We start from the raw sequence: 14,996 nt of genomic DNA, 5'->3' as shown, positions 1-14,996 counted from the left end.
AAAATCCGGCTCTTGCAAACGAAGTCTTAACGTTTAGGAGGGAGCACATGATTAAACATCTGAATCACCATGCTTCGTCCAAGGAAGTCCTCATCAACAGATTCGCCACGGAAGCAGCAGAACTGCTGGAATGGCTGGCGCAATTCGGTGCTGAACCCAGCGGAGGTGTGACTCGACTTCTGTATACCGAAGCATGGCAGCAAGCTCAGTCGGCTATTGCGAAGCGAATGCGGTCGATTGGACTTTTCTCCTACCATGATGATGCCGGAAATGTATTCGGGCGGCTGCAAGGAACGGGTAAGGGTGTTATTGTAACAGGCTCACATGTGGATACGGTCATACATGGGGGGCGCTTTGATGGTGCTTATGGAATCATAGCGGGTATTATCGCAGCTACCTATTTACAAGAAGTATTTGGATTGCCGCAGCTTTCTATTGAAGTGGTTTCCTTTGCGGAAGAGGAAGGCAGCCGTTTTCCATTAACCTTTTGGGGTTCTGGAAATGTAACAGGTCGGTATACAACAAGCGCTCCGCCATCCATTGAGGATACCGAGGGTATTTCGCTTGAGGCGGCTATGCATTCGGCAGGTTTTGGGAAAGGGAGTCCTACTGCTGGCAATGCGAATTCGGTATCTGATTGGTCCGCTTTTGTGGAGCTTCATATTGAACAAGGCAGTGTATTGGAACGAGAGCAGCAGCAGATCGGAATTGTACAGGGCATTGTCGGGCAAAGGCGGTATACCTTTGAAGTGGGTGGTGAGGCCAACCATGCAGGTACGACGCCCATGTCATACCGGAAGGATGCTCTCTGCGGAGCAAGTGAAATGATCTTAGCTATTCGAGATGAGGCTATCGCTTATGGTGATCCGATGGTGGCTACTGTTGGACGCTTACAGGTGCATCCCGGTACAGTGAATGTGGTTGCAGGTTCTGCAGCCTTCACACTGGATGTTCGTCATCCGGAGCCGGAGATTATTGAAGTATTTTGCTCCGGGATACAGGAAAAGCTTGAGCTTATTGCTGAGCGTTCAGGACTGACTTTGAACAGCAGCCTATGGATGGACGGAGAACCAAGCTTGATGAACGGTGCATTAACGAATTTGGCACGAGGTTTATGCGATTCCAGAGGATTACACAGCAAGCTGATGTACAGTGGGGCAGGTCATGACGCTCAATTAATAGCTCCAATTTGTCCGACGCTGATGATGTTTGTACCCAGTCGGGGTGGTATCAGCCATTCACCTGAAGAATATACAAAGCCGGAGGATCTTGCCGCTGGCATTCTGGTTCTGGTTGATTTATTATACTTATTGGCTTACAAGGGGGAGAGACTATGAAACTTTATCGCGATTTGGCCCCATCGATTCGAACCATTATGACTCCTGGACCGGTAGAAGTGGATCCACGTGTGCTGCGTGCCATGTCGTTTCCGATTCTTGGGCAATTTGATCCTGAATTTACAGATATTATGAATGAAACGATGGGCATGCTTCGCAAGTTATTTCAAACTGATAATCAATGGGCTTTTCCAATAGATGGTACCTCCCGATCAGGACTTGAGGCGGTACTGACCAGCCTGATTGAGCCGGGTGATCAGGTTCTCATCCCTATTTATGGAAGATTTGGCTATCTGCTTGCTGAAATTTCCGAGCGCTGTGGTGCTGAGATATTGACGATGGAAAAGCAATGGGGCTCCGTATTTGACCCCAATGAAATTATAGATCAAATTCATAAAACACGTCCAAAGCTTGTAGCGCTCGTTCACGGGGAGACGTCAACAGGGCGGATGCAACCGCTTACGGGTATCGGACAGGCATGCAGGGAGATTGATGCGCTATTGGTTATCGATGCAGTGGCGACGATTGGCGGTACAGAGGTGAAAACCGATGAATGGATGCTCGATGCAGTGATTGGCGGCACGCAGAAGTGTTTATCCGTTCCTTCGGGAATGGCGCCTATCACCTACAATGACCGCGTTGAAGCAAGGCTTATGCGCAGAAAAAGAATAGAACGTGGCTTGCGTGATCCTTTAAGTGATGCACTGCCAGAGGGTTCGATCATCCGCAGCAATTATTTTGACTTAAGCCAGCTTCAGGATTACTGGAGCCCGCTTCGTCTTAATCATCATACGGAAGCGACGTCGATGCTGTATGCTCTGCGTGAAGGTGTGAGGCTTGTGCTTGAAGAAGGGTTGGTTGAGAGGTTCTCCAGGCATCTTATTCATGGTAAGGCGATTGAAGCAGGGATTAAGGCGATGGGACTTAGCCAATTCGGTGATTCCGAATGCAAGCTGCCAATGGTGACGTGCATTCAGATTCCTGAAGGAATTGATGGAGAGCAGGTTCGAGGTCAACTGCTTCAAGACTTTGGAATTGAAATTGCAAGCTCCTTCGGTCCTTTAAAAGGGACCATATGGAGGATTGGCTCCATGGGCTTTAGCGGCAACAAAAGAAATGTACTGCTCACTTTGGGAGCACTCGAGGCTTGCTTGCTTCGACAGGGGTTTAGAACTGCGGCGGGGGAAGCGGTCCAAGCTGCACTTGATGTATATGGGAGGGGAGGCCGATGAATAATGTGATGCCGGTTGCCTATCGAGGAATGGTAGCTACTCCCCATTATTTGGCTAGTGGTGTCGGCAGCTCTATTCTGCAGCAAGGTGGGAATGCTTTTGATGCGGCCATTGCGATCAGTGCAGCCTTGTCGGTTGTTTATCCGCACATGACAGGTCTTGGGGGAGATAGCTTTTTTCTTCTATTCGATGCTAAACAGGGAGCGCTTAAAGGCTTGAACGGTACTGGAAGGTCAGGTGCTAACATGAGTCCTGAATGGTTTACCCGTCAAGGCTTCACGATGATACCTCAACGTGGCGTACACAGTGTTGTAACGGTGCCGGGCATGGTGGATTCGTGGTGGCAGGTCTGGTCAAGCCATGGTCGCTTATCCTGGTCTCAGCTGTTGGAGCCGGCGATTCAATATGCTGAACAAGGGGTTCCGGTTTCACGTGATCTGGAGCGTTGGATATACAAAGATCAAGAGCTTTTGTTGGCACAAGAAGCATTGGCCCGAACATTCATGCCGCAAGGGCTTCCTATGAAGATGGGTGACAAGCTTCGGCAGCCGGAGTTGGCGGCAACGTTAAGAGCTGTCAGCCTGGAAGGCAGAGATGCTTTTTATAAAGGTGAATTGATGCATCGGATGGTTGAAGCCATGAACAAGGATGGTGGCGGGTTGACCGAATCTGATTTCCAAGCCCATCATAGTGACTGGGTAACCCCTATTTCAACGAGTTACAGGGGCAGCACACTTGTTCAAATGCCTCCCAATTCTCAAGGCTTCTCAGCGCTGCAAATGATGAATATGCTGGAGCTTATTGAGCTTTCCGAGATTCCACGCAGCTCGGCAGATTTTTACCATCTCATGTCTGAGGTGATCAAAAAGGCATTTCGGGATCGGGATGCTTATTTAACCGACCCTGATTTTGCCGATATTCCATTGGAAACGCTATTGTCCAAAGAACATGCCCAGGAATTGTACGACGAAATCCAGAAGTCATCGCCATTAGGGGAAGTTTACTTGTCCAAAGCAATGGGACAGGATACTGCATATGCGGCTGTGATTGATGAGGAGGGTAACGCGGTTTCCTTCATACAAAGTCTTTATTTTGATTTTGGCAGCGCCTATGTGGCGGGGGATACTGGAATAATTATGCAAAATCGCGGCTCGTTTTTTTCGCTGAATCCATCTGAAGTGAATGTATTGGCTCCAGACAAAAGAACGTTTCATACGTTGATGCCTGGAATGGTACTGCGTGAAGGTAAACCCTATTTACTGCTGGGCACACAAGGTGGAGAAGGACAGCCGCAGACGACGATCTCCCTGTTGACCGGTGTGCTTGATTATGGATGCACGATTCAGGAGGCGATAAATTTACCCAGATGGGTATACGGTCGTACCTGGGGTGAGAATAGTGATACCTTCAAAATCGAGAATCGCGGTCTTGAAATGACGCTTCGTGAGCTGGAGCATCGAGGACATTCTGTAGAGACGCTGCTGCCGTGGGATCCAATCGTTGGACAGTCGCAAGGGATAATGATTCATAAGGATGGAAGCTATAGCGGTGCTGCGGACCCTCGCGGTGACGGTTTAGCCATTGGTTGGTAAAGTCGCACATGGAGTCCGGTATCATGATCAGGTAAGTGCCGAGTGATTGTCGTAACTTTGTGGGAAATGGTGTGATGAATGATGGCAGGCGCACATAAATCGATACCGATCAGGCAACTATAACTTCGTATGGCTAGCAAAGGATGCGATTTCATGAAGCTTGTCAATTGTACGATCATTGTTCTTGTCAGTGTCTGGTTGAGCTTGATCTGCGGTTCTACAGTAAATGCTGCAGTAGCTCCGCTGCCGCTTGAAGCGGTGCACGAAGAAGGCGTTTATATCGAAATTAACAAAAAAAGCAATTTGCTTACCGTTTACGTAAATGGCAGGGCGAATTACCGGTTTTCGGTAGCTACAGGTCGCAGTAATGATTTGACACCTGAGGGCGAATTTCATATTGTCACCAAAATCGTCAAGCCTTGGTACATGCGCAAGCAAATTCCGGGTGGTCATCCCCGCAATCCGTTAGGGACAAGGTGGCTCGGTATCAATGTGCCTGGAACCGGAGGTTATACCTACGGAATCCACGGGACAAATCGCCCTTATTCGATTGGCAGTCATGCTTCTTCTGGATGTGTACGTATGCACAATAGGGATATAGAATGGCTTTATCGTCACATTCCGTTAGGTACTAAAGTGATTATCAAATAAATTAGATATGAAGTACATGTATAAAAAGCTTAGTGACGGTGCATTCTATGATTAGCGATGAAAAAGAGAGGCGTGATTCCGTTGAACCATTCAACGAAACATCGTGGAAATTTGTTGCTTGACTCCAGATAGAAGCGGAGGGATGTGCCAAAGACACGTTAGGGTAGTACTCGTACTGCATTAAAGTGACCAAGGTTTCTGACCCGGCTTTTGGAAAGAGCTTAAGACATTGGACCTATATCCTTTCATCGCTAAGCAGACCCCGAAAGGGGTCTCTTTTTGTGTTTAAACATATCAGACAAAAGTACTATTTGAAGCTGATATTCACAGTTTTTTTACATTTAGATCATAGTTTAATCATGAATATACGCTAAGTTGATCTTATACTGGAGCATCTGCAAGAAAGCATCCGGAGCCGTTAGACGAAAGCCTTGACAACAAGGGCTTCTTTGTGGAGCGTTAACCTTACAAGGAAGAGACGGATAAGACTACATGGAGGTATGGAAATGATCAGGTGGATCCAAAATGTATCAAAAAAATGGGTGATTACCGCAATTGCGATCATTGCGGTGATTGCTGTTGTAGGAGCCTCCTTTCTGAATTGGGGCGGCTTAAATAGTACTCAAGCAGCTCAGCCAAATGCACCTGGTGCAGGCCAGCAGCGTGGCGCGGCTGCAGCCCGACAGTTCCCTGTTGAAACTCAACTGGTAAAAATGGCGGAAGTTGGCGGCGGACAAGTATTTACCGGCTCTATTACACCTATCTATACAACGAATATTTCCTCCAAAGTTAGCGGCAGGGTAACCGATTTAATGGTCAAAGCTGGTGACAGGGTCAAGGTCGGACAGCCATTAGCCAAGATTGATACCAGCACCCTGCAGCAGCAGATTGCTCAATCCGAAACTTCGTTGGCTGTTAGTGCTGCTCAGCTTCAGCGTGCTGCTAACGATCAGGCTAACAGCGCGGCAACGGCAGAAAAGCAATTAACCATTCAACGTGCAAACCTGGAAAAAGCGATAGCAGATCAACAAAACACGATAACAACAGCCAAACAGCAGCTGGCTTTATCACAAGCCAATTATAATAAAGCGATCAGCGATCAGCAAAATGCCATCGCGTCTGCCAAGCAGCAGGTCGCAATATCGCAACAAAACTTAAACAATGCTCAAAACACATATAATACGACGCTAGTTAATGCGCAAAATACATTGAATGCCCAGCAGGACACGACTCAAACCTCGCAGGTTAGCACGAATAACTCGCAGGCCTCCTTGCAGCTTGCACTTCAGCAGGCCATCGTGAACTTAAACAACGTGGAGGCTGCCTCCGGCGCTAAAAAAACCGAAGTAGACGCAGCTTTGGCAAAAGTGCAATCAGCCCAGCTAGCTTTGGATCAAGCGCAACAGACTACACCGAACTCGCTCAGCTCGGCAACGGCAGCCCTGCTTAAAGCACAAGGGGATTTGGCAGCAGCTCAAAGCTCACAGACGGTTCAGGTTGCCCAGGAAACATTAAATCGCGACACGGTTGCATTAGCCAACGCGCAAAATACACTATCGGTCATCCTCGACACGAATCAACAAAGCTTGCAAAAGGATCAGCTTTCTTATGCCAATTCTGTTGCGTCTCAACAAACAAACCTCAACGTTACTAAAGCGCAGGTTGCTCAGTCCGAGCAAGCGCTGTTGACTGCACAATCAACAGATGCTGTTGTCGTATCCAGTGCCCAATACCAGCAAGCCGAAACGAATCTGAGAGTGCTTAATGAGCAGCTTCAGGACGGAGTACTATCTTCACCAATTGATGGAGTAGTCACCGTGGTCAGCATTCCGGTAGGACAAAATGCAAGCACTCAAGCAGCCATACTCTCCATTGCAACTGTGGATCCAACGCAAGCCACAGTAAATATTTCCGAAGCTAACATTGGGAAAATCAAAATCGGTATGGAAATGAAAGTTACCGTGCCAACCTTGAATAAAACGTTTGACGGAACCGTTGCAACGATTAAGCCATTATTGGATCCTGTAACTAAAGCTTATAATGTTGATATTAAAGTCAGTGATCCCAATGGAGAACTGCTCCCGGGTATGTTTGCAACATCGAGCTTAAAGAGCGAAGGACGTAAAGCGGTTATGGTTCCAGCTGATGCTGTACTCAGTCAACCGAGCGGTTCAGCTGCTTTTATTATTCAGGACGGACGCGCCAAGAAAGTTTCTGTAAAAGTTGGAAGTTTGACGAGTGCAATGTTTGAGATTACGAGTGGTCTTTCCGAAGGCGACGAGTTGGTCGTTAAAGGACAAGAATTGCTTTCAGACAAGGCAGCCGTGCAAATCGTCCAACCAGGCAAGGAAGGTCAGAAGCCGCAAGGTGCTCAGCAGCAGGGTGGGCAGCAAGGAGGACAACAACAAGGTGGCCAAGGCGGACAACGTCAACAAGGCGGAGGCCAAAATGGACAAAACCAGCAGGGTGCCGGACAAGGTGGCAATCAGCAGCAAGGCGGCCAAAGTGGCCAACAGGGAACTCAAGGACAGGGCGGACAACGCAATCAGGGAGGGCAGTCTGGCGGCACCGCTCCAGCAGGCAACAGCTCGCAAACTCCAGCTACAGCTAATCCCAATACCGGAACAACCGGCCAAGCAGGGAGAGCGGGTGGCGGTCAGTGAATTTAGCTAATTTTTCAGTCAACAGGCCGGTAACGATAACGATGATGATGATCGCCATGATCATTATTGGTTCTATCGCAGCCCCACTTCTCCCGGTCGATTTGTATCCGAATATGGATATTCCGACGGCTACGGTCTCCGTTAACTGGGCAGGTGCTTCCCCTGGACAGGTAGAAACACAGGTAACCAAGCGCATAGAAGCATCCATGGCAACTATAGCCAACGTGCAATCCGTGACCTCAAGCTCTCGAACGGGAGGGAGCACCGTCACTGTGCAATTCAACTTTGGAACGGACATCAGTGATGCAACTTTAACGATGCGGGACCGTCTGGACCGGGTAAAGCGTCAGCTGCCTACGGATGCCGATGCTCCTGTCGTATCACGCTCGGATCCGAACAGTCAGCCTATTCTGAGCCTCGCGCTCTACGGTAACAGCGTGGATCTGGTCACTTTGCGTGACCTGGCAGATAATATTGTTAGCCCTGCAGTTCAACGTGCTGATGGTGTCGCTTCCGTTGGCGTAACAGGTGGACGGGTCAGACAAATCCAATTGCTGCTTGATCAGAACAAGCTGACCCAATACGGTTTGACCTTTAGTCAGGTGACTTCGGCTTTAAGCAATGACAATCAATCAACAGATGTAGGTTTTGTCTACAAGGGTGATCAGCTCGTACCATTAAGCATTGCCGGAGAGTTTAAATCCGTCAGTGAAATTGAAAAGGTACGTGTCACCTTAGGCCGCGGCCAGTCCATTGCGCTTGGTGAATTAGGTAAAATTATTGATACGTATCAAGATGTAACCTTTGATTCCCGTCGTGATGGGGAGCAAAGCGTCGGTTTATCCGTACTGAAGCAATCCGATGGTAACACTGTTGCCGTCGCCAAAAATATTCGTAAGTCGATGGAAGAGCTGCAAAGCAAGCTGCCTCCAGGCGTAAAGCTTGGCATTTTAAATGATTCATCCAAATTTATTAGCAACTCGATTAATACGGTTATCGAGCATACACTTTTAGGTGCCATTTTCTCGATTATTATTCTTATGTTGTTTTTGAACAGTGTCAGAGCAACGCTCATTATTGGTGTTGTAATTCCGATTTCTATCATCAGTACCTTTAGTATGATGTATTTCTCCCATCAGACGATCAATACGATCACACTTGGTGGTTTGGCGCTCGGTCTGGGCTCGCTCGTTGACTTTGCGGTCGTTGTTCTTGAAAGTATATACCGCAAAAAAGCGGAAGGACTGTCTCCGGTCGAAGCGGCCAAACAGGGAACAGCCGAAGTGGGAACAGCCGTATTGGCATCTGCACTGGCACAAATTGCTGTTTTTGCTCCTACTGTATTCATTTCGGGCATTATCAAAAATTTCTTTGCTCCCATGGCGCTCACCGTGAGTTTTTCACATATAGCGGCATTGATTGCTGCCATTACCCTGGTGCCTATGCTGGCAGCGAAGCTTTTGAAGAAAAATCATGAAGAAGAGCTTCCTGAAGGACGTTCTTACAACCCGGCTGTATGGTTTGGCAGAGGGATGAACCGTTTTACAAACGGCTATACAAAAGTGCTGCGTTGGTCACTTGGGCATCGCTTGATTATTGTGCTGATTACGGTTTCGATGCTGGGTGGAAGTGTGTATTTGGCTAAATTTGTAGGCTCTGAGCTGACCCCCAAAACAGATGAAGGCCAACTATTTATTAATATTTCATTGGCACAAGGGACCAAATTTGAAATAACAAACGCATTGACTTCCAAGGTCGAAGCACTTATCAAGGACATTCCAGACATTGAATCGATCTTCACAAATGTAGGTAGTGCAGGGGGAGGCGCTTTTCAGAGCGCATCAACGAATTCTGCCAATATTTCCGTTACGCTGAAGCCATTGGCCGAGCGGAAATTGAAAACAGAGCAAATTGTTGAACAAATTCGTAATTTGACTAATGGTAATGCAGGTGCGCAAATCTCGGTTAACGCCCGTTCCTCAATCCGTCTTCCTGGTATTGGTGGAGGTGGTGGTGCCGATATTCAAGTTAATCTGAATGGACCCGATATGGCTGTATTGAGTAAGCTGGGTGATATGGTGGCTGAGGAATTACGTGCCATTCCGACACTCAGAAACGTACAAAATACACTTGAACGCACAATACCAGCCTATGAGATGACGATAGATCGTGAAGCGGCTACCTATTATGGGATTTCGTCCAGAGAGGTTATGACTTCTCTGCGGACCGCTTATCAGGGATCGGTTGCAACCAATTTCAAAACTGGGGATACCCAAATCTCTGTTTTGGTTAAATATCCAACAGAGTTTACGAACAATCTGGAGAACCTGAATCAGATCGTGTTGACTACATCTACGGGGACACAAATTCCTCTTAGTGCCATTGCGAAAGTTGAGCCGGGCTCAGGTCCCTCACAGATCAGACATATCAATCAGCAGCGTTTAACCACGGTTCAAGCCTTTGTTACAGGTGCACCCGTGGGCGATGTCGCCAAAATTGTTCAAGAACGTCTGGACACGATTCAACCACCTGATGGCTATGCAATCTCATTGGGTTCGCAGGCTGATTCCAACAGTACATTCAGCAGCCTGTACATGATGCTTATCTTGTCTGTCGTCTTGGTTTACATGGTTATGGCGGCACAATTCGAATCGTTGTACGGTCCTTTTATTATTATGTTCTCGCTGCCGCCAACTTTTATTGGTGCCATTCTCGGTTTGTATTTAACGAATAGAACAATCAATATGAACTCCGTAATGGGAATGATTATGCTCATAGGGGTCGTGGTCAATAATGCAATTGTGTTAGTTGACTATACGAATCAGCTGCGTAAGCGGGGCTATACGTTGTTCGATGCATTAATTGAAGCCGCCAGAGTACGATTAAGGCCGATCCTGATGACTACTGCGACTACTGTATTGGCGATGCTGCCGCTTGTTATCGGCTTTGGTGAAGGGGCTGAATCGCAAGCGTCCATGGCAACCGTTGTTGCCTTCGGTCTGACGATATCGACTATGGTTACATTATTGCTTGTACCTGTCGTGTACACTTTAATGGATGGCATGATGGATTTCTTTCGTAGTAAATGGAAGCGGCAATCCCCTCCAGCCCTGCCAACCAAATTATAGTCATAGCTTGTCTAGCAGGGTATAAACCGCATAAATCATGATGGAGGAGATTGTATAATGGTTCGAAACCGTTTTAAACATAAGCTTAAAGGCTGGCTTTCTTTTTCACTGACAGGGGCACTTCTGCTTCAAAGCCTGGTTATACCGGGTGCTGCTTTTGCTGAGGCTGCTCCAACTAGCGTCAGTTCTGGCGTAGAATCCTCAGCCCTCAATGCCACAAGCTCAACTTCGACAGCGTCTATGCTTGGTGTCGCCCAGGTGATGGGTGGTTTAAGTCATACGGTCGCTCTGAAAGGTGACGGAACGGTATGGACTTGGGGTGACAGCTTGCATGGCAAGCTCGGAACAGGTGCTGGCGTTTCCCGATACACCCCTACACAGGTGAAGGAACTATTCGATATTACGGCGATAGCGACCGGTATGAACCACACTCTAGCGCTGCGCAAAGATGGCACGGTATGGGCATGGGGTCAAAATAACGCAGGTCAAATAGGTGATGGAACTTTAAACGACCGTCTGGCCCCATTTCAGATCGAAGATTTAAAAGATGTCGTTGCCATCTCCGCAGGCAGCAATAACTCTATCGCTTTAAAAAGTGATGGTACCATTGTAACCTGGGGGGATAATACAAGAGGCCAATTGGGTGACGGCACCTTTACGAGCAGGAGTAAGCCATCACAACTGGGTTATCCTACGAATGTGAAGGCGATCTCCTCCGGCTCTAATCATGTGCTGGTTCTGATTTCGGATAATAATGTTCTTGCTTGGGGTGACAACACCTTTGGCCAAGCGGGCGATGCAGACACCAGTGAAATTGTTAACAGACCGACACGAGTCAATTTCACATACGATACTAAAGCCATCTCCGCTGGTGGCAATTTTTCGATGACGCTCAAGGAAGATGGTACGGTATATACCTGGGGCTCTAACGCTGCCGGCCAGCTGGGCAACGGGAATACTACGGATCGGAACTTCGCCTCCGGTGTGGTTGGTGTTAATGACGCAGTGAACATTGCAGCAGGAAACTCACACGCCTTGGTTCGACATAAGGATGGTACAGTCAGTGCCTGGGGCTTGAACAACTATGGGCAGCTTGGAACAGGGAATTATAAAAATAGTGTTGTTGCATTGAAAATTGACAGTCTGAAAAATACAGCTGCTATTGGAGCGGGATCGTTCCACTCCATGGTGATCAAAGCAGATGGTACGCTATGGGCTTGGGGTAACAGCACATTGGGCCAATTGGGTGACGGAGCTGCTACCAGCCGAATTATTCCTGCCCTAGTCCCTAGATTTTTCTTAACTGTCGAGATAACCGACCCTACATTGGGAAGTTTTAATGGTGAGATGCAATCACGGAAGCTTGCGTCAGGTGACAGCTTTACAATGGTTTGGAAAAACAACAAGCTATGGACATGGGGCGAGAACACCTTTGGTCAGCTGGGTATCGGCAGAAACGGTGGTACGAATACACCGATTGCCTTGGCTATGTCGGACCTAATTGTTTCAATAGCAACTGGAACCGGGCATGCTCTGGCACTAAAAGCCGATGGGACATTATGGAGCTGGGGCTTGAATAGTAACAGCCAGCTGGCTGATAACGCGGCAATGAACAAGAATACACCAGCCGCGGCACCCTTGTTAACGAATATTATAGACATTGCTGCTGGAAATTCCTTTACAATCGCATTAAAGAAGGATGGAACGGTATGGGCTCTGGGTGATAATACCTTCGGTGCGCTGGGGGACGGAACGACCAATTCAAGCGGAGTTCCAATCGAGATTCCCGGCTTGAAGCGGATCAAGGCTATTGCGGCAGGATATAACCATGGGCTGGCCTTGGCCAGTGATGGTACCGTCTGGTCCTGGGGTGACAACATCAATGGGCAGCTGGGCGATGGCACATTATCGGTACGTCGCTCAGTTGTACAACTGACAGGGTTAAACGATGTAAAGGCAATAGCGGCAGGCCGCAATCACTCTCTGGCACTTAGAAATGATGGTACGGTCTGGGCATGGGGCTACAATGGCTATGGTCAAATTGGAGATGACTCTACAACCAATCGGTTAATTCCTACACAGGTTGGTGGTGTTTACGAAGTGACTGCCATTGCTGGAGGCAGCTATCATTCCCTCGCTGTAAAAAAGGATGGAACTGTATGGGCCTGGGGTTTGAATGTTTATGGTCAATTGGGTGATGGGACGACCACCAACAGGCAGATGCCTGTTCAAGCAAAAGCGATTAGCGGTGCACAGGCTGTTTCTGCTGGCAGTGCTCATTCCGTCGCTTTGGCGGCTGATGGAGCGGTATGGACTTGGGGAGGAAATACGATTGGTCAATTAGGTGATGGTTCTTACAAAAACCGCTTGACACCAGCGATCGTATCCGGATTTGCCAACGGATTTAGTGATACAAATGGTCATTGGGCCAGCACGGAAATTGCTGCAGCCGTTGAGAAAGGCTACTCAGACGGCTATCCGGATGGAACCTTTAAGCCTGATGGGACGGTTACACGAGCAGAATTTGCCAAGCTGACGGCAGCTGCACTTAAACTGTCACCAGCCCAATCATCGACAGATAACGTGTGGTATCAACCTTATGTCGATGCACTTGTCAGAGCGGGGCTATATGGTCCAGGAGAAACCCAAATCATTTGGGACGCACCGATTACCCGTTCAGAAATGGCGAAAATCGCTGTGCGCGTTACTAACAAAGAACTTCAAAATGCGGCTGCTGTTGTAGACAGCTCCTATGCGATGCTAAATGCTGTCCAAAAAGGAATCCTGCAAGGACTTAATAACGGAGAACTGGCACCACAGGAAACGACTACAAGAGCTCAGGCGATTACGATCATTGAAAGGCTGCTTGCTCTGAATAATGGAGCTGTGCTGCCGGTTGATGAGCTTGCTCTCAAAAATGCACAGGGGAAGTAACGGAACTAATAAATAAAGAGTTGCTGCAATAAGCAAAGGAGCACCTATCCCGCTATTATAACGGGATAGGTGCTCCTTTGCTGGTTATTACAAATTGGATTTAGTTCACAGCTGCCGGGTCTGGCTTCCCAAGAAACTTCCAGAAGGTACCGCCGAGCAAATCATCTACATCCCGCTGAATTTCTTCTTCCTCCAAGCGCCAACCGGCCGTCAACAAATCATCATATTTCTCAAACAATACTTTTGCAATGATTTCACGGGAATGATCCCATTTGTAAAGTAACTGGTCAATAATCCGACAATCGGAGTGCTGTGGAATGATGCTGCCACCGAGCAATTCGAAGCGCATACGGGTAATTTCTTCGATAAGACTTGGATTGTTCAGGAACCACCAGCAGCCGAAAATTAATAAATTACGGTTTTTGCGCGCAGTAACGGCGAGCTCATGCTGATTTTCACGAGAAAGCATAGTCACTAGGAATTTCACATCCTGATACTTGCTGACGATGCGTTCCACTGTTCCGATATCACTTTTTCCCAAGCTGTCACCAGCGCCCTTCAAAGACGGGTTAACCTGACGTTTAACACCGATCATCATGGCAAACGGAATGTTAGCTTCGCGCGCAACAGGAACGATACATTCATCAATGATCCGTCCACGCGAAGAATCCTCAGGATAGGCAAAGTCATTAGGCAGTGAAACCGCCATGTACAATGGATTAATGCGCCCAATCCAGTCGGTTAGAAAACGACGAATCTCAGTAATTGTATTTCCTGAAAAGTCGGATTTGACCTCATAGCCTTGCTCTACAAGCAGAGTCCAGCTCGTATCCCACGCATTCAGCAGAGGATCGATTCGAAGCGCAGCAAGAAAACGAGGATCCTGTGGATGATTTTGAGACCATTTCTCACGTTCAAAGCTATCGAATGGATCATTCGTCATGACGACAGTTTTAACCTTGGCAAGATCCAATATGCGAGTAATATAATCTTTGGCGCTGACGTTGTTGTAATATTCACGATACGTGTTCAGATCCCGCGTACTTAAATCAAAGCCGAGTCTGTTCAGCACGGTGACAACACCACGACATGCTTCACTGTAAGGTGAGTGCTCAATGAATAGAGTTTGCCATATTAAATCAGCCTGCTGCTGCTTGCTCATAGCCCAAAATACATCGTAAGATAATTCGGGTTTGAAACGAAAGGTTTCGGCAATCAGGTAATGGTACGTTAATAAATCATCGACACCCCATAAAAGCAGGTCACCGAACGATTCTGCAAATAAATGTGTGTGAATATCGGTTACTTGTGTATTCCTTACCGTTTCCGTAACAAATGAATACAGATGCTCCTTCGAACGAATCGTCATAATAGAAGAGAACCCTCCCGCAAAATAAGTTTATGTTAACGTGAACAATGAACGTATTATATCATTAAATTCCATATAGGCATATACACA

General features: G+C 47.6%; 8 protein-coding genes. 7 read left to right on the top strand and 1 reads right to left on the bottom strand.

The features are described from left to right. Positions 1–47 precede the first annotated feature (47 nt). From NST47_RS24840 to NST47_RS24810, 7 genes are all read left to right on the top strand, one after another. Entirely contained in the window at positions 48–1,337 is a 1,290-nt protein-coding gene (locus tag NST47_RS24840; protein ID WP_341157522.1) for a M20 family metallo-hydrolase, read from the top strand. Further along, positions 1,334–2,569, top strand: coding sequence for a pyridoxal-phosphate-dependent aminotransferase family protein (locus NST47_RS24835; RefSeq protein WP_341157521.1), 1,236 nt, complete (start codon positions 1,334–1,336; stop codon positions 2,567–2,569). Before NST47_RS24840 ends, NST47_RS24835 begins: the two co-directional genes overlap by 4 nt. Further along, complete coding sequence (gene ggt, locus NST47_RS24830) at positions 2,566–4,161, top strand: gamma-glutamyltransferase (protein ID WP_341157520.1); 1,596 nt, start codon at positions 2,566–2,568, stop codon at positions 4,159–4,161. Before NST47_RS24835 ends, ggt begins: the two co-directional genes overlap by 4 nt. A 153-nt stretch (positions 4,162–4,314) precedes the next feature. Beyond that, positions 4,315–4,812 (top strand): L,D-transpeptidase, encoded by a 498-nt coding sequence (locus NST47_RS24825; RefSeq protein WP_341157519.1) that lies wholly within the window; start codon positions 4,315–4,317, stop codon positions 4,810–4,812. Positions 4,813–5,318: 506 nt separating this feature from the next. Then, the gene (locus tag NST47_RS24820; protein WP_341157518.1) at positions 5,319–7,475 is read left to right on the top strand and encodes an efflux RND transporter periplasmic adaptor subunit; all 2,157 of its coding nucleotides are present in this window, start codon (positions 5,319–5,321) and stop codon (positions 7,473–7,475) included. Further along, positions 7,472–10,603, top strand: coding sequence for an efflux RND transporter permease subunit (locus tag NST47_RS24815; protein WP_341157517.1), 3,132 nt, complete (start codon positions 7,472–7,474; stop codon positions 10,601–10,603). The genes NST47_RS24820 and NST47_RS24815 overlap by 4 nt, the downstream gene beginning before the upstream one ends. Positions 10,604–10,660: 57 nt before the next feature. Beyond that, positions 10,661–13,537 carry an RCC1 domain-containing protein gene (locus NST47_RS24810; protein ID WP_341157516.1) on the top strand — a complete coding sequence of 959 codons (2,877 nt, stop codon included), beginning with the start codon at positions 10,661–10,663 and terminating at the stop codon, positions 13,535–13,537. 100 nt (positions 13,538–13,637) lie between these two features. On the opposite strand, the gene NST47_RS24805 is transcribed toward NST47_RS24810, so the two are convergent. Continuing rightward, positions 13,638–14,906 (bottom strand): glucuronate isomerase, encoded by a 1,269-nt coding sequence (locus tag NST47_RS24805; RefSeq protein ID WP_341157515.1) that lies wholly within the window; start codon positions 14,904–14,906, stop codon positions 13,638–13,640. Positions 14,907–14,996: the final 90 nt, after the last annotated feature.

It is taken from the genome of Paenibacillus sp. FSL H8-0034, assembly GCF_038000305.1.
Lineage (GTDB): Bacteria > Bacillota > Bacilli > Paenibacillales > NBRC-103111 > Paenibacillus_S.
Note: the sequence above shows the minus strand (reverse complement) of the source record. Positions and strands in the feature narration are given on the sequence as shown.

What these genes read in the sequence shown, in the direction of transcription:
- NST47_RS24840 (WP_341157522.1), top strand. Translation starts at nt 48, where the DNA reads ATGATTAAACATCTGAATCACCATGCTTCGTCCAAGGAAGTCCTCATC.
- NST47_RS24835 (WP_341157521.1), top strand. Translation starts at nt 1,334, where the DNA reads ATGAAACTTTATCGCGATTTGGCCCCATCGATTCGAACCATTATGACT.
- ggt (WP_341157520.1), top strand. Translation starts at nt 2,566, where the DNA reads ATGAATAATGTGATGCCGGTTGCCTATCGAGGAATGGTAGCTACTCCC.
- NST47_RS24825 (WP_341157519.1), top strand. Translation starts at nt 4,315, where the DNA reads ATGAAGCTTGTCAATTGTACGATCATTGTTCTTGTCAGTGTCTGGTTG.
- NST47_RS24820 (WP_341157518.1), top strand. Translation starts at nt 5,319, where the DNA reads ATGATCAGGTGGATCCAAAATGTATCAAAAAAATGGGTGATTACCGCA.
- NST47_RS24810 (WP_341157516.1), top strand. Translation starts at nt 10,661, where the DNA reads ATGGTTCGAAACCGTTTTAAACATAAGCTTAAAGGCTGGCTTTCTTTT.
- NST47_RS24805 (WP_341157515.1), bottom strand. Translation starts at nt 14,906, where the DNA reads ATGACGATTCGTTCGAAGGAGCATCTGTATTCATTTGTTACGGAAACG.